The sequence below is a fragment of the Stakelama flava genome, from assembly GCF_019351405.1.
GTDB classification, from domain to species: Bacteria; Pseudomonadota; Alphaproteobacteria; order Sphingomonadales; family Sphingomonadaceae; genus Sphingomonas; species Sphingomonas flava_A.
On the sequence record NZ_JAHWZX010000003.1, the window covers coordinates 182,353 to 197,305 of the forward strand.

14 protein-coding genes and 1 other RNA gene are annotated in these 14,953 nt (G+C 63.1%); 13 read left to right on the forward strand and 2 right to left on the reverse strand.

What is annotated here, in order from left to right; genetic code table 11:
• Positions 1 to 37: 37 nt before the first annotated feature.
• The 12 genes from rimP to KY084_RS04675 all read left to right on the forward strand — a co-directional run bounded on the left by rimP (position 38) and on the right by KY084_RS04675 (position 13,319).
• Complete coding sequence (gene rimP, locus KY084_RS04620; RefSeq protein ID WP_219237265.1) at positions 38 to 583, forward strand: ribosome maturation protein RimP; 546 nt, start codon at positions 38 to 40, stop codon at positions 581 to 583.
• Between the two features lie 4 nt (positions 584 to 587).
• Positions 588 to 2,234 carry a transcription termination factor NusA gene (gene nusA / locus KY084_RS04625; RefSeq protein WP_219237266.1) on the forward strand — a complete coding sequence of 549 codons (1,647 nt, stop codon included), beginning with the start codon at positions 588 to 590 and terminating at the stop codon, positions 2,232 to 2,234.
• 46 nt (positions 2,235 to 2,280) lie between these two features.
• Entirely contained in the window at positions 2,281 to 2,973 is a 693-nt protein-coding gene (locus tag KY084_RS04630; RefSeq protein ID WP_219237267.1) for a DUF448 domain-containing protein, read from the forward strand.
• Between the two features lie 8 nt (positions 2,974 to 2,981).
• Entirely contained in the window at positions 2,982 to 5,666 is a 2,685-nt protein-coding gene (gene infB, locus KY084_RS04635) for a translation initiation factor IF-2 (RefSeq protein WP_219237268.1), read from the forward strand.
• A 154-nt stretch (positions 5,667 to 5,820) separates the two neighbouring features.
• A complete protein-coding gene (gene rbfA, locus KY084_RS04640) occupies positions 5,821 to 6,231 on the forward strand; it encodes a 30S ribosome-binding factor RbfA (RefSeq protein ID WP_219237269.1) in 411 nt (136 codons plus the stop codon).
• A gap of 134 nt (positions 6,232 to 6,365) precedes the next feature.
• On the forward strand, positions 6,366 to 6,995 hold the full coding sequence (locus tag KY084_RS04645) for a thymidine kinase (RefSeq protein ID WP_219237270.1): 630 nt from the start codon (positions 6,366 to 6,368) through the stop codon (positions 6,993 to 6,995).
• Positions 6,995 to 7,381, forward strand: a complete 387-nt coding sequence (locus tag KY084_RS04650; protein WP_246586901.1) for a DUF6491 family protein — start codon at positions 6,995 to 6,997, stop codon at positions 7,379 to 7,381. Before KY084_RS04645 ends, KY084_RS04650 begins: the two co-directional genes overlap by 1 nt.
• A 163-nt stretch (positions 7,382 to 7,544) precedes the next feature.
• Complete coding sequence (locus KY084_RS04655) at positions 7,545 to 8,399, forward strand: sulfotransferase (RefSeq protein ID WP_219237272.1); 855 nt, start codon at positions 7,545 to 7,547, stop codon at positions 8,397 to 8,399.
• A gap of 33 nt (positions 8,400 to 8,432) precedes the next feature.
• The gene (gene truB / locus KY084_RS04660) at positions 8,433 to 9,329 is read left to right on the forward strand and encodes a tRNA pseudouridine(55) synthase TruB (protein WP_219237273.1); all 897 of its coding nucleotides are present in this window, start codon (positions 8,433 to 8,435) and stop codon (positions 9,327 to 9,329) included.
• A 25-nt stretch (positions 9,330 to 9,354) separates the two neighbouring features.
• Positions 9,355 to 9,624, forward strand: coding sequence for a 30S ribosomal protein S15 (rpsO, locus tag KY084_RS04665; protein WP_219237274.1), 270 nt, complete (start codon positions 9,355 to 9,357; stop codon positions 9,622 to 9,624).
• A gap of 206 nt (positions 9,625 to 9,830) precedes the next feature.
• Positions 9,831 to 12,119 carry a polyribonucleotide nucleotidyltransferase gene (pnp, locus tag KY084_RS04670; protein ID WP_219237275.1) on the forward strand — a complete coding sequence of 763 codons (2,289 nt, stop codon included), beginning with the start codon at positions 9,831 to 9,833 and terminating at the stop codon, positions 12,117 to 12,119.
• A gap of 105 nt (positions 12,120 to 12,224) precedes the next feature.
• Positions 12,225 to 13,319 carry a sensor histidine kinase gene (locus KY084_RS04675; RefSeq protein WP_246586874.1) on the forward strand — a complete coding sequence of 365 codons (1,095 nt, stop codon included), beginning with the start codon at positions 12,225 to 12,227 and terminating at the stop codon, positions 13,317 to 13,319.
• Positions 13,320 to 13,619: 300 nt separating this feature from the next.
• Here KY084_RS04675 and ssrA read toward each other — a convergent pair.
• Positions 13,620 to 13,993: a transfer-messenger RNA gene (gene ssrA / locus KY084_RS04680) on the reverse strand.
• Between the two features lie 66 nt (positions 13,994 to 14,059).
• On the opposite strand from ssrA, the gene KY084_RS04685 reads away from it, so the two are divergent.
• Positions 14,060 to 14,491 carry an RrF2 family transcriptional regulator gene (locus tag KY084_RS04685; protein WP_219237401.1) on the forward strand — a complete coding sequence of 144 codons (432 nt, stop codon included), beginning with the start codon at positions 14,060 to 14,062 and terminating at the stop codon, positions 14,489 to 14,491.
• 6 nt (positions 14,492 to 14,497) lie between these two features.
• Here KY084_RS04685 and mscL read toward each other — a convergent pair whose 3' ends face one another.
• Positions 14,498 to 14,944 (reverse strand): large conductance mechanosensitive channel protein MscL, encoded by a 447-nt coding sequence (gene mscL / locus KY084_RS04690; RefSeq protein ID WP_219237402.1) that lies wholly within the window; start codon positions 14,942 to 14,944, stop codon positions 14,498 to 14,500.
• Between the last annotated feature and the right edge of the window lie 9 nt (positions 14,945 to 14,953).

Sequence of the window (14,953 nt, forward strand, 5' to 3'; positions counted from 1 at the left end):
TCTGCGGCGGCGCCGACGCTATGTATTCAGGAGCCGCATGACCGATATCGCCCGACTGACCGCCTTGATCGAACCGGAGGCAAGCGCCCTCGGCTTCGACCTGGTGCGCGTGACGATGTTCGGCAGCGAATCGGATTCCACGTTGCAGGTGATGGCGGAGCGGCCCGAGACGGGGCAGCTCACCATCGATGATTGCGCCGCGCTTTCGCGCCGCGTGTCGGACATGCTCGACGCGCTGGAGGCCGAAGGGCGCGATCCCATCGACCATGCCTATCGGTTGGAAGTATCGTCGCCGGGCATCGACCGGCCGCTCACCCGGCTGAAGGATTACGAAGCCTGGCAGGGGCATGACGCGCGAATCACGCTTGCCGAAAAACGCGACGGGCGCCGCGCCTTTAAGGGCGTGCTGGCGGGAGTCGAAAACGGCGCGGTGAAAATTACCGATGCCGATGGCGGCGAGCATCTGCTGCCGCTTTCGGATATCGGCGATGCCAAGCTGGTGATGACCGACCGGTTGATTGCCGCCGCGCAGCCGCTCTCCATGGAGGGCGCGGACGAATTTATCGAAGAAGGACAGGACTGACCCCATGGCCACCGCGATTTCCGCCAACAAGGCTGAGCTGCTCGCCATCGCCGACGCCGTCGCGCGCGAAAAGCTGATCGACAAGGCGATCGTCATCGAGGCGATGGAAGACGCCATCCAGCGTGCGGCGCGCGCGCGCTACGGCGCGGAAAACGACATTCGCGCGAAACTGGACCCCAATAGCGGCGACCTTCGCCTGTGGCGCGTGGTCGAAGTGGTCGAGGCGGTCGACGACTATTTCAAGCAGGTCAGCGTCAAGGACGCGCAGAAACTTCAAAAGGGCGCGGCCGTCGGCGATTACATCGTCGATCCGTTGCCGCCGATCGAATTCGGCCGGATCGCGGCGCAGGCATCGAAGCAGGTCATTTTCCAGAAGGTCCGCGACGCCGAGCGCGAACGGCAATATGAAGAGTTCAAGGATCGTGCCGGCGAAATCATCACCGGCGTCGTCAAGCGGGTTGAATTCGGCCATGTCGTGGTCGATCTGGGCCGGGCGGAAGGCGTTATCCGCCGCGACCAGCAGATTCCGCGCGAAGTCGTCCGCGTCGGCGATCGCGTGCGTTCGCTGATCCTGAACGTTCGCCGCGAAAATCGCGGGCCGCAAATTTTCCTTTCGCGCGCGCATCCCGACTTCATGAAGAAGCTGTTCGCGCAGGAAGTGCCCGAAATCTATGACGGCATCATCGAGATAAAGGCGGCGGCGCGCGATCCGGGCAGCCGCGCCAAGATCGGCGTGATCAGCCATGACGGATCGATCGACCCGGTCGGCGCGTGCGTCGGCATGAAGGGCAGTCGCGTTCAGGCAGTCGTGCAGGAAATGCAGGGCGAGAAGATCGACATCATTCCCTGGTCGGAGGACATTGCGACCTTCGTCGTCAACGCGCTTCAGCCCGCCAATGTGGCGCGCGTTGTGCTGGACGAGGAGGAAGAGCGGATCGAGGTGGTGGTTCCCGACGACCAGCTAAGCCTCGCCATCGGCCGTCGCGGGCAGAATGTGCGTCTCGCCAGCCAGCTTACCGCCAAGGCGATCGACATTCTGACCGAAGCCGATGCCAGCGAGAAGCGGCAGAAGGAATTTGTCGAGCGCTCGGCGATGTTCGAAAAGGAACTCGACGTCGATGAAACGCTTGCCCAGCTGCTCGTCGCCGAAGGGTTCGGCGAACTGGAAGAGGTCGCCTATGTCGAGATCGACGAACTGGCCGGTATCGAAGGGTTTGACGAGGAACTGGCGCAGGAACTTCAAAGCCGCGCTGCCGAAGCGCTTGAACGCCGCGAAGAGGCGAATCGCGAGGAGCGCCGTTCGCTAGGCGTCGAGGACGATCTTGCCACCATGCCTTATATGACCGAGGGAATGCTGGTCACGCTGGGCAAGGCGGGGATCAAGACGCTCGACGATCTGGCCGATCTCGCCACCGACGAACTGGTCGCCAAGAAGCGTGCGGAGCCGCGCCGTCGCAATGAAAATGCGCCCAAGCGCGCCGAGGACAAGGGCGGCGTGCTCGCCGAATATGGCCTTAGCGAAGAACAGGGCAACGAGATTATCATGGCCGCGCGCGCGCATTGGTTCGAAGACGAAGACGCGGCTTCGGCCGACGATCAGCAGACGCCGGATACGGCGGAGGAGGACGCAGTTGCGGACTCCGACCAATGATGCGGCCCTAAGCCAACACGAACGCGTGGGTGATGACGGTGGTGGCATGAGCACCCCCGTCCGCACCTGCGTTCTGTCGCGCGAGGAGGCTCCGCGCGAGGGGCTGATCCGGCTTGCCGTATCGCCCGAGGGCGAGGTGCTGCCCGATGTCCGCGCCAAGGCGCCGGGGCGCGGCGCGTGGATCGGCGTGTCGAAGGTCGAGCTGGAAATGGCGCAGGCCAAGGGGAAATTGCGCGGCGCGCTTGCCCGCGCCTTCAAGGGCGCGAAGCTGTCGGTGCCCGGCGATCTCGGCGATCGGATTGCCGCGGCGCTGGAACGCGGCGCGCTCGACCGGCTGGGGCTGGAAGCGCGTTCGGGGCATCTGGTCACGGGATCCGAACGGATCGAAAAAGCGGCGCGCGCGGGCAGGCTGCACATGTTGTTGCATGCTGGCGATGCGCGGGCCGACGGGGCGGCAAAGCTGGCCCAGGCATGGCGTGTCGGATCGGAATCGGAAGGTTCCGGGCTGAAGGGATTGGCATTGCCCGTGTCACGCACCATATTGTCCTTGGCCCTTGGCCGCGAGAATGTGGTACATGCCGGGCTGACCGACGCCCAGGCGGCGAGGCGGGTGCGCGAGGCGCTCGATCGCTGGCTGCACTTTATCGGACCCGAATGCGCGACCGTCCCTTGCGAAACAGGCTCGCAGGGCGCATCGGCATTGGGGGCCGCTGGCGTTAAAGAAAACGAAGGATTTTGAGTAACCGGATGAGCGATACGGACAACGAAAAGCCGAAACTGGGCGCACGCACGCTGGGCCTCAAGCGCACCGTCGAGACGGGCAAGGTGAAGCAGAGCTTCAGCCATGGCCGGTCGAACACGGTCGTGGTTGAGGTGAAGCGGCGCCGCGTGCTCGGCCGTCCGGGCGAAGAGCAGCAGCGCGATGACGCGGCGCCGACGCCCGCGCCCGCTCCCCAGGCGAAGAAGCCGACAGCGCCGGCGCCTGCCCCGACGCCCGCGCCCAAGCCGGCGGCGGACGCGGCATCGCGCCGCGAACTTCAGGAAAAGCTGCTTCGCGAGGCCGAGGAAGCGCGGATGAACGCGCTTGAGGAAGCGCGCCGCCGTGAGGAGCAGGAAAAGCAGCAGGCGTCCGAGGACGAACGCCGTCGTGCCGAGGAAAAGCGCAAGGCCGAAGAGGACGCCGCGCGTCAGGCCGAGGAAGCGAAAAAGGCCGAAAAGGCGGAGCAGGATGCTGCCAAAACGGCGCAGCCTGCCGCGAATGCCGAAACGCCGAAGCCGGCCGAAGCGCCAAAACAGGCAGAACAGGCCAAGGCGGCGCAGCCCGCTGCTCCGGCCGCGCCCGCGCAGCCGCAGCAGATCAATCTCACGCGCGATCCTGACCTGCCCGCGCCGCGCAGGTTCACCCCCGTTCAGCGGCCTGAAATTCCCAAGCCGAAGCCCAAGCCGAAGGCAGAGGCCGCGCGCGACAATGCGCCCAAGCGCGGCAGCGAAACCCCGGCCAAGGAGAGCCGTGGGCGAAAGGAGCGCGAGGATCGGCGTTCGGGCAAGCTGAGCGTCAATCGCGCGCTTGGGGGCGAGGAAGGTGCACGGGCACGCAGCCTTGCCGCGCTGAAACGCGCGCGTGAAAAGGAAAAGCGGTCGCACACCGGCGGTTCGCGTGGCGAACAGCAAAAGCAGGTGCGCGACGTGCAGGTGCCCGAAGCGATCACCGTTCAGGAACTTGCCAACCGCATGGCGGAAAAGGGCGCAGACCTGGTCAAGGCGATGTTCAAGATGGGCATGGCGGTCACCGTCAACCAGACCATCGATCAGGATACCGCCGAACTGCTGGTCACCGACTTCGGTCATAATGTCCGCCGCGTGTCCGACGCCGATGTCGAGCTGGAACTCGACACGACCGAAGATAATGAAGCGGATCTGAAGCCGCGCGCTCCGGTCGTCACGATCATGGGCCATGTCGATCACGGCAAGACCAGCCTGCTCGATGCGCTGCGCGGAACCAGTGTAACCTCTGGCGAAGCCGGTGGCATTACGCAGCATATCGGTGCCTATCAGGTAACGCTGAAGGACAAGTCGCAGATCACATTCCTCGACACGCCGGGTCATGAAGCCTTTTCGGACATGCGCGCACGCGGTGCGAATGTGACCGATATCGTGGTGCTGGTGGTTGCCGCCGATGACGGGCTGATGCCGCAGACGATCGAGGCGATCAATCATACCAAGGCCGCCGGCGTTCCCATGATCGTCGCGATCAACAAGTGCGACAAGCCCGAGGCGAATCCGCAAAAGGTGCGCGAGCGCCTGCTGGAGCATGAAGTCATCGTCGAGGAAATGTCGGGCGACGTTCAGGACGTGGAAGTATCCGCGCTGAAAAAGACCGGTCTTGACGATCTGCTCGACAAGATTCAGCTTCAGGCCGAACTGCTTGAACTGAAGGCCAATCCCGACCGCGCCGCCGAAGGCACGGTGGTCGAGGCGAAGCTCGACAAGGGCCGGGGTCCGGTCGCGACGATTCTGGTCAATCGCGGCACGCTGAAGGTTGGCGACATCTTCGTCGTCGGCGCCGAAAGCGGCAAGGTGCGCGCAATGATCGACGACAAGGGCAAGCAGGTGAAAAAGGCTGGCCCGTCGACACCGGTCGAAGTGCTCGGCCTGTCGGGCGTGCCGATGGCGGGCGATCAGCTTCAAGTCGTCGATACCGAGACCAAGGCGCGCGAGATCGCCGAATATCGCCAGGGCGTGATGCAGCAGAAGCGCACGACCCAGGCCCCGGCAAGCCTGGAAAGCATGTTCAGCGCGCTGAAGGACAAGCAGGCGATTGAATATCCCCTCGTTATCAAGGGCGATACGCAGGGCACGGTCGAAGCGATCATCGGTTCACTGAACAAGATTTCGACCGACGAAATCCGGGTGCGCATCCTGCATTCCGGCGTCGGCGGGATTACCGAAAGCGACGTGTCGCTTGCCGGAGCAAGCGGAGCACCGATCATCGGCTTCAACGTTCGCGCCAATGCAAAGGCGCGCGAAATCGCCGAACGGCAGTCGGTGGCGCTCAAATATTATGACGTCATCTACGACCTGACCGACGATATCCGTGCCGGGATGGCGGGCGAGCTTGGCCCCGAAGCGTTCGAAACGGTCGTCGGCCGTGCGGAGATCAAGGAGGTCTTCTCGGCAGGCAAGCACGGCAAGGCTGCCGGCCTGCTGGTCACCGAAGGGTCGATTCGCAAGGCGCTCAAGGCACGCATCACGCGCGACGATGTCATCATCTACAGTGGCGAAATCGCGTCGCTTCGCCGCTTCAAGGACGATGTCCCCGAAGTGCGCGCAGGGCTCGAATGCGGTGTGACGTTCACCCAGAACTTTACCGACATCAAGCCGGGCGATTATCTCGAAACCTTCGAAGTCGAGATGCGCGAACGCACGCTGTAAAAGGTTCGGGCGCAAGCGGTACTTGCGCCCGGATTTTGATCGCCGTCGTTGTGAAGCGGGTAAAGCAGGCCAATGCGCAACACGCGCCGCTGGATCACTTCGTCGCCTTGGCTCTTCGTAATGACGCGTATTTTATCGTGGGTGGATGAAAGACATGGCTCACCAATCCTCTTCTGCGGAATCGCAGTCGGTTCGCACGCTTCGCGTCGGGGAGCAGGTGCGCCATGTGTTGAGTGAAATCCTTTCGCGCGGTGACGTGCATGACGAGACCTTGGCCAGGTATATGGTCAGCGTCACCGAGGTACGCATGTCGCCCGATCTGCGCCATGCGACGGTGTTCGTGAAGCCGCTGCTGGGCAAGGATGAAGACGCGGTGCTCAAGGCGTTGCGTACCAACACTGCCTATCTTCAGCGCGAAGTCGCGCACCGCATCCGCATGAAATACGCCGCGAAGCTGAAATTCCTCGCCGATGAAAGTTTCGAGGAAGCGAGCCATATCGAGCAGCTTCTGCGCGACCCCAAGATTGCGCAGGACCTCGACGATGAGGACGGCGACAAGGGCTGACGCTGCCCGCCGAGCGCAATGTAGCCTTTGCACCTCCTCGTCATTGCGGGGCGAGATTGATGGGCAGGTAGGCGGGACATAGTCTGAACTTTGACAACTTCCGCGCATACTCTGCGCGCGCTAGCAGGCGGAATATGGCAAAGCTCTATTTCTACTATGCGTCGATGAATGCGGGAAAATCGACCACGCTGTTGCAGGCCGATTTCAACTATCGCGAGCGCGGCATGACGACGATGCTGTGGACCAGCGCGATCGACGATCGGGCGGGTGAAGGGCGTATCGCATCGCGAATCGGGCTGGCCGCCGCCGCGCATGTGTTCGCACCCGATACCGACCTGTTCGCCGCGATCGCCGCCGACCGGAAGCAGCGCGCGACCGGGTGCGTGCTGGTCGATGAGGCGCAGTTCCTTACCGCCGGACAGGTGGGGCAGCTTGCCCGGGTGTGCGATGATCTGAACATCCCCGTGCTTGCCTATGGCCTGCGCACCGATTTTCAGGGCGAACTGTTTCCCGGCTCAGCCCGGCTGCTGGCGATCGCCGACGCGCTGGTCGAACTGAAATCGGTGTGCCGCTGCGGGCGCAAGGCGACGATGAATCTTCGCGTCGACAGCCGGGGGGAACCGGTTGCCGAGGGCGCACAGACCGAGATCGGCGGCAACGACCGCTATATCGCTTTGTGCCGCCGCCACTTTTCCGAAGCGCTCGCCGGGACGAGTCCCGGTCAGCCGGGGTTCAGCACAGGGCGTATAGAAGAAGCGTCGTGATGATGTTCGCCCTGTTGCTCGCATTCGCGCCCGCGCAGAATGCCCAGTCGCCGGTTCCGGTCGACAAACGGCCGCAGGTCAGCATCGCCTTTGCGAGCAATGGCGGCCTGCGCAACTGGACACGTGGAACCGACGATTCCTCGCTCTATGTTCAGGACAGCAGGTTGCGCTGGTATTACGTCCGGTTGAGCGGGCCGTGCCTCAAATACATGACCAGCATGTCGATCGGCTATACGACCGACAGTAACGGCAGTTTCGACCGTTTTTCGCATGTTTTCGACCTGTCGCAGCCGGAGCGGGTATGCGGTGCCGAAAGCATCGTGCGCAGCGCGAAGCCGCCGCAATATGGCGGTAAAGGCATCGCTGAACCCGTTTCGGGCACGTAACGACGCGGACCATTGGCAATATAGGGGAAATAGCCGCGACTATCCTTTCCCTATGGACCCAACACCTGCTTCCCTGAGACCCGTCGTCCAGATCGGGTATCACAAAACCGCGACGACATGGTTCCAGCGATCGGTCTGGCCCGGCGCGCGAAGCCATGAATTCGTGCCGCGCAAGCTGGCACGGTCAGCGCTGCTCGATCAGCCGGGACTGTGCTTCGATGCGCAGGCCGCTCGCCGGGAGCTGGGATGTGACGCCCGCAACCGCCCGGTCGCGATCTGCGAAGAAAATCTGAGCGGCTATATCCACAATGCCGGGTTGCACGGGCTGATGGGGCCTGAAGTCGCCCGGCGACTGCATGCGGTGTTTCCCGATGCCCGGATCGTGGTGTTCATCCGCAATCAGGTTGACCTGCTGCGCGCGACCTATGCCCAATATGTCGCCGGCGGCGGGACGCATGGACCGCGCCGCTATCTGTTCCCGACCGAACATCGCCGTGGGGCGCTGCGCTATCGCTACAAGGCGCCGGGTTTCTGCTTCAGCCATTTCGAATTCGACCGGCTGATCGCTTATTATGATTCGCTGTTCGGGCGCGAAAACGTGCATGTCTATCTGTATGAGGAACTGCGCAGCGATCGCGCGGGCCTGCTCGCGCGGATGGAACGCGAACTGGGCGTGGAATTCGATTTGCAGGCGGCTCCGGCCGGACGGCGCAATGCATCGATGGGCCGGACCAGCCTGTGGCTGCTGCGCGGCGTGAATCTTTTCACGCGCCAGTCGGTGGTCGACAAGACGGTGGCGATCGACATTCCCGGCTGGACGGCGATGCGCCACGCGGTGAAGGCGGTGCTGCCATCGGGCAGGCCGGGACAGTGCCCCGGCGCTATCCTGGGGCATGATACGGTTGCCTATGCCCGCGCCCGCTACGCCGCCAGCAATGCACGGCTGGCGCGGCTGCGCGACCTGCCGCTTGCCCGCCATGGATACTGTCTTGTCCCACCGGGGAAAGAAGGAAGCTGACGCCGCGGCGAAGAGGCGTTAGGGCCGCGGGCCATGCATGGCTGGATCATCCTCGACAAGCCGGTGGGCCTAGGTTCCACCCAGGCGGTAAGCGCGGTCAAGCGCGCGCTGCGCACCGGCGATTATCCCCGGCGCAAGGTCGGGCATGGCGGAACGCTCGACCCGCTGGCGAGCGGCGTGTTGCCGATCGCGGTGGGGGAGGCGACGAAGCTGGCCGGACGGATGCTCGACAGCGACAAGGTATATGATTTCACCCTGCGCTTTGGCACACAGACCGATACGCTGGATGGCGAGGGGCAGGTGGTCGCGACGAGCGATCGTCGCCCGACGCGCGCCGCGCTCGAATCGATGCTGCCAAGCTTCACGGGATCGATCGATCAGGTGCCGCCTGCCTTTTCGGCGCTGAAGGTGGAGGGCAAGCGCGCTTATGACATCGCGCGCGCGGGCGGTGCGGTGGATCTGGCGACGCGGCGGGTGACGGTGCATTCGCTGCGCTGTTCGCTGTCCCGTGGCGGGGAGGCGCAGCTTGAAAGCGTCACCCTCACCGCGCATGTTTCCAAGGGCACCTATATCCGCAGCCTGGCGCGCGATATCGCCCATGCGCTTGATACCGTCGGCCACGTCACCATGTTGCACCGGGTAAAGGCGGGCGCATTCGACCTCAAATCGGCGATTTCGCTGGACAAACTGGCTGAAGCCGCTAAGGCCCGCGCCCTTGAGGATATTTGCCTGCCGATAAGGACAGGGCTGGACGACATCCCGGCTCTTGCCCTCGACCCCGATCAGGCGGGGCTGCTCCGACAGGGGCAGCAACTGGACGGGATCACCGCAGACAACGGCCCTGCCTTCGCGATGCTGGACGATGTGCCGGTCGCGCTGGTGGAGGTTACGGACCGAACGGTCCGGGTCGTTCGCGGGTTCAATCTGTAACGCGATGTCGAAGGAATGAATTGATATGTCGATTACGCAAGAGCGCAAGGACGCGCTGGTCAAGGAACATGGTCGCGGCGAAGGCGATACCGGTTCGACCGAAGTTCAGGTCGCGATCCTGACCGAACGCATCGCCAATCTGACCGAACATTTCAAGACGCATGCGAAGGACAATCATTCGCGTCGCGGCCTGTTGATGCTGGTCAACAAGCGGCGCAGCCTGCTCGACTATCTGAAGAAGAAAGATCATGGTCGCTATGCCGATCTGATCGCGAAACTGGGTATTCGCAAATAACCAGTCGAAAAGGGGCGCCCCACCGGGCGCCCTTTTGTCATCGGGGGCATTCAATCATATGCTAATGCCCCGCTATCCGGCGCTGAACGATCGGCGCCGCATCATCGAGGGGCGGGCAATCCGGCCCATCCCCGAAAAGAGCCGATCCGGCTCGCATCCGTGTATGCCCCGGAGCGCATAGGGCGCCCCGGTACGAAGGAAATGCAATGTTTGACATGAAGAAAGTGGAAATCGAGCTGGGCGGACAGACCCTCAGCCTCGAAACGGGCCGCGTTGCGCGGCAGGCCGACGGCGCGGTGCTCGCGACGCTCGGCGATACGGTAGTGCTGTGCGCCGTCACGGCCGCAAAGTCGGTGAAGGAAGGCCAGGACTTCTTTCCGCTGACCGTCCATTATCAGGAAAAATTCTCGGCCGCCGGGCGCATTCCGGGCGGCTTTTTCAAGCGCGAGCGTGGCGCGACCGAAAAGGAAACGCTGACCAGCCGCCTGATCGACCGTCCGATCCGTCCGCTGTTCCCCGAAGGGTTCTACAACGAAATCAACGTGATCTGTCAGGTACTCTCCTATGACGGAGAGAATGAACCCGACATCGTCGCAATGTATGCGGCGAGCGCGGCGCTGACCATCTCGGGCGTGCCGTTCATGGGCCCGATCGGCGCGGCGCGCGTCGGGTACAAGGATGGCGAATATCAGCTCAACCCCTCGCTCGAAGCGTGCAAGGAAGGCGATCTCGATCTGGTCGTCGCCGCAACGCACGACGCCGTGATGATGGTCGAATCCGAAGCCAAGGAGCTTTCGGAAGATGAAATGCTGGGCGCGGTGATGTTCGCGCACGACGCTTCGAAAAAGGTCATCGGCGCGATCATCGATCTGGCCGAACAGGCCGCCAAGGAGCCGTGGGAACTCGCCGAGCAGGGCGACGGTTCTGCGATGAAGAAGAAGATCAAGGACCTGGTCGGCAAGGACATCGCGGCTGCGTACAAGCTGACCGACAAGTCCGACCGGTCGGCCGCGCTCAACGAAGCGCGTGCCAAGGTGAAGGCGGCATTCGCCGATGCCGAGGGCCAGGAGCAGATGACTGCCGGCAAGACGGTCAAGAAGCTGGAAGCCGAAATCGTCCGCACCGCCATCCTGAAGGACGGCAAGCGGATCGACGGGCGCAATACCAAGCAGGTTCGCCCTATCGAGGCGATGGTCCACTTCCTGCCGCGCGCGCACGGTTCGGCGCTGTTCACCCGCGGTGAGACTCAGTCGATCTGCACCACGACGCTGGGCACCAAGGACGCCGAACAGATGATCGACGGCCTGCCGGGCCTGTCGTATCAGCGCTTCATGCTGCACTACAACTTCCCGCCCTATTCGGTCGGGGAAGTCGGCCGCTTCGGCGCGCCGGGCCGTCGCGAGATCGGTCATGGCAAGCTGGCATGGCGCGCGCTGCATCCGGTCCTGCCCGATGCCGAGGAATTCCCGTACACGATCCGTGTTCTGTCGGACATCACCGAATCGAACGGTTCGTCGTCGATGGCGACGGTATGCGGCGGTTCGCTGTCGATGATGGATGCAGGCGTGCCGTTGAAGCGCCCCGTTTCGGGCATCGCGATGGGCCTGATCCTCGAAGGCAAGGATTACGCCATCCTTTCCGACATTCTGGGTGATGAAGATCATCTGGGCGATATGGACTTCAAGGTCGCAGGCACCAGCGAAGGCATCACCTCGCTTCAGATGGATATCAAGGTCGCCGGCATCACCGAGGAGATCATGAAGGTCGCGCTGGCACAGGCGAAGGAAGGCCGCGCGCATATCCTGGGCGAAATGGCCAAGGCGCTCGACCATACGCGTGAGAGCATCTCCGAACATGCGCCGCGCATCGAAACGATGCAGATCGACAAGACCAAGATTCGCGAAGTTATCGGCACCGGCGGCAAGGTGATTCGCGAGATCGTCGCCACCACGGGCGCGAAGGTCGACATCGACGATGAGGGCCAGATCAAGATTTCTTCGTCTGACCCCAGCCAGATCGAAGCCGCGATGAACTGGATCAAGGGCATCGTCGAAGAACCCGAAGTCGGCAAGGTCTATAACGGCAAGGTCGTCAACATCGTCGATTTCGGTGCGTTCGTGAACTTCATGGGTGGCAAGGACGGTCTCGTCCACGTTTCCGAAATGAAGAATGAGCGCGTCGAAAAGCCTTCGGACGTCGTGTCCGAAGGCCAGGAAGTGAAGGTCAAGGTTCTTGAAATCGATCCGCGCGGCAAGGTTCGCCTGTCGATGCGCGTCGTCGATCAGGAAACCGGCGAGGAGCTGGAGGACACCCGTCCGCCGCGCGAACCGCGTGGTGACCGGGGCGATCGCGGTCCGCGCCGCGAACGCGGTGACCGGGGCGGCGATCGCGGTGGCCGTGGCGGGCGCGGCCCGCGGCGTGATCGCGGCGACAAGCCCAAGGGCGATGACGATGGCGGCGATATCGGACTGCCGTCGTTCATCACCGAGGACTGATCGCCCCGTCGATCGTTCGAAAACGCGAAAGGGGTCGGCGATCCGCCGGCCCCTTTTTCGTTTTGGAGAACCGCCCAAAACACTTTCGTTGCGCTGCGCCAATGTTTGCGTCAGACTGCGGCGCAGCTCGGCCGGCTTTTATGTTTCAGCGTATCGAAAAGGGGCGCGGCTATTTCTGACATTGCATCGCGAGACGCAGGTGATCGCGTCCGCTTTCTGGAACGGCTGCCACTGGCGCGCGGCCGGCCGCTGCTGGCGGGCTGCGTGGTTGCGGCGCTGGTGGCGTTTGCCCTGTTCCTTCGCTTCGCGGTCGATCGTGGGCTGCCGCCGGGCTTTCCCTATGTCACTTTTTTCCCCGCAGTCGTTATCGCCTCCTTCCTGTTCGGATCGCGTTGGGGCGCGGCCGTGGCGGCGGTTTGCGGTCTGTGTTCGTGGTACTTCTTCATCCCCGTGTTCGACAGTTTCGCGCTGCTTCGCGGCGGCGGCGTCGCGCTTGGCTTCTATATCTTCGTCGTCGCCACCGACATCGTGATCATCCACTGGATGCAGCGCGCCAACGCGAATCTGGCGAAGGAGCGCGAAACCAGTCGCCAGCTTGCCGAAACGCGCGAATTGCTGTTCCGCGAGTTGCAGCACCGCGTGTCGAACAATCTGCAGGTGGCGGCGGGCCTGCTGTCGCTGCAGAAACGGCAGGTGGGCGATGAAGCGGGGCGCGCCGCGCTGGATGAGGCGTCGCGCAGGCTGGCGTTGATCGGCAGGATCAGCCGCCAGCTCTATTCGGCCAGTGGCGCGACGCGCACGATTCGAGAATTTCTGGAACCGCTCTGCGCCGATGTGGTCGAAGCAAGCGGGCGCACCGGCATCCGCTGTACGATCAATGTCGCGGACGATGCCGCGCTCAATCCCGACGCGGCGGTGCCGCTGGCGCTGATCGTTGCCGAAGCGATGGCGAACGCGATCGAACACGGGTTTCGCGATCGCGATGCGGGACATATCGAAGTGCATCTGGCGCGTGACGGCAACGATCTGGTGAAGGTGGAGGTGCGCGACGACGGCCACGGCCTGCCCGAAGGATTTTCGATCGAGGCGAGCGACAGCCTGGGCCTGCGCATCGCCGCGATGCTGGCCGAACAGCTGAACGGCACGTTCGATCTGCTGCGTGAAGACCGCACCACCGCGCGGCTGTTGCTGCCCGCATAACAGCAAGACGCGTTAAGCCTCAGGCACTGACTGTGTCGACATCGTGAAGAGGGCGGTAGCGACGGCGCGATGCGCCTTGCATGGACGGCCCTCGACACGGAGTAACACCGGTCGCGTCTGGATTGCCGTGCCCCGACGGGGCGCGCAATGACGATATTTCGATGGGTTCAGGTCAATTCAGCGCGGCATTAGGCGCTCGCCGGCGGATGACAGGAAATGGGGGGCTTCCTGTTGCCCGATGCGCCGCATGGCAAGGAAAGTCCGGGGGGTTTCTGTTGCTCGGCCCCCCCGGCGGCCGCCGGAATCCGCTTCTGTTGCCCGGTGCGGTCCAACCGCGCATTTTAGAGTAATCCTTGGCCGTTAGGCCGTTGGATTACGCCGCAATAGCGAGTGCTTCGTTATCGTTGGCACTTGTGAATATGGGCCGTCGCGGTGGTCCCATTCCGAGCGAAAACAATGCTTTTCAACACACGTCGATCCTGGTTCGGCCCCATCAGCTGAGCCGCTCGATCGGTACGCTTCATGCGTGCTGATCGACGGTCTCGGCGCAGATGGTGGAGCCGCCGGGTACTGCCCCCGGGTCCGCTGTGCCTATTGCACATCATGATTTATCGCCATAGCCGGCCGAAACCGACACCATCCCATATAGTGATTTCACCGTCGATGAAAAGGCGGCGCATGCGAAAAGCCGGGCTTCGGTCATTCGTTGGCCACAATGCGGGTGCAGGTGCGCGGTGACCATGTTGACCCAACGATCCCGATACGCCCTTCGCGCGATGCTTTATCTGGCCCGGCACCCGCTGGGCAGCGCACCGATCCCGATGAAGCGGATTTCGGCGCAGGCCAATGTGCCGCGCAAGTTCCTCGAACTGATCCTGGCCGATCTGCGCACCGCCGGGATGATCCATTCGCATCGCGGCAAGATGGGTGGATATTGCCTGTCGAAACCGACTCACCTGATTTCGCTGGGCGAAGTGATCCGGGTGATCGAAGGGCCGCTCGCGCTGGTCCCGTGCGTCAGCCGCACCGCCTACAAACCCTGCAAGGATTGCGCGGATGAGGCGAGTTGCGCGATCCGGATCGCCATGGCGCGGGTGCGCGACGAAACGGCGCGGATTCTGGATGGCACCAGCCTGGCCGATGCCAATGCGGAAGATCTCGCCGCCGCCTGACGCGCGTTATTCGGCCGGGCGTTTGCGCAATTCGTCACGGATTTCGCGCAGCAGCACGACATCGGTCGGTTCGGCGGCGGGTAGTTCGGGCTTCTGTTCCTCGAACGCGGCGAGCATCCGGTTCACCGCGCGCACGATCAGGAAGACGATGAAGGCGAGGATCAGGAAGTTGATCAACGTCGTGGCGAATTTGCCATAGCCGAACAGCGGCACCCCGGCCTCCTTGAGCGCGGCATAGTTGGACAGCGAACCGTGATATCCCTCCGGCACCGGGCCGAGCCGGATGAAATAGCTCGAAAAATCGAAACCGCCGAAAATCCAGCCGACCACCGGCATGATGATATCGTCGGTCAGCGATTTGGTGATCGTGGCGAACGCGGCGCCAATGATGACGGCGACGGCAAGGTCGAGGACATTACCCCGCATCACGAATTTGCGGAATTCGGCGAACATCGGCGGTAT

What these genes read in the sequence shown, in the direction of transcription:
- nusA (WP_219237266.1), top strand. Translation starts at nt 588, where the DNA reads ATGGCCACCGCGATTTCCGCCAACAAGGCTGAGCTGCTCGCCATCGCC.
- KY084_RS04645 (WP_219237270.1), top strand. Translation starts at nt 6,366, where the DNA reads ATGGCAAAGCTCTATTTCTACTATGCGTCGATGAATGCGGGAAAATCG.
- KY084_RS04630 (WP_219237267.1), top strand. Translation starts at nt 2,281, where the DNA reads ATGAGCACCCCCGTCCGCACCTGCGTTCTGTCGCGCGAGGAGGCTCCG.
- KY084_RS04685 (WP_219237401.1), top strand. Translation starts at nt 14,060, where the DNA reads ATGTTGACCCAACGATCCCGATACGCCCTTCGCGCGATGCTTTATCTG.
- truB (WP_219237273.1), top strand. Translation starts at nt 8,433, where the DNA reads ATGCATGGCTGGATCATCCTCGACAAGCCGGTGGGCCTAGGTTCCACC.
- infB (WP_219237268.1), top strand. Translation starts at nt 2,982, where the DNA reads ATGAGCGATACGGACAACGAAAAGCCGAAACTGGGCGCACGCACGCTG.
- pnp (WP_219237275.1), top strand. Translation starts at nt 9,831, where the DNA reads ATGTTTGACATGAAGAAAGTGGAAATCGAGCTGGGCGGACAGACCCTC.
- rimP (WP_219237265.1), top strand. Translation starts at nt 38, where the DNA reads ATGACCGATATCGCCCGACTGACCGCCTTGATCGAACCGGAGGCAAGC.
- rpsO (WP_219237274.1), top strand. Translation starts at nt 9,355, where the DNA reads ATGTCGATTACGCAAGAGCGCAAGGACGCGCTGGTCAAGGAACATGGT.
- rbfA (WP_219237269.1), top strand. Translation starts at nt 5,821, where the DNA reads ATGGCTCACCAATCCTCTTCTGCGGAATCGCAGTCGGTTCGCACGCTT.
- mscL (WP_219237402.1), bottom strand. Translation starts at nt 14,944, where the DNA reads ATGTTCGCCGAATTCCGCAAATTCGTGATGCGGGGTAATGTCCTCGAC.
- KY084_RS04650 (WP_246586901.1), top strand. Translation starts at nt 6,995, where the DNA reads ATGATGTTCGCCCTGTTGCTCGCATTCGCGCCCGCGCAGAATGCCCAG.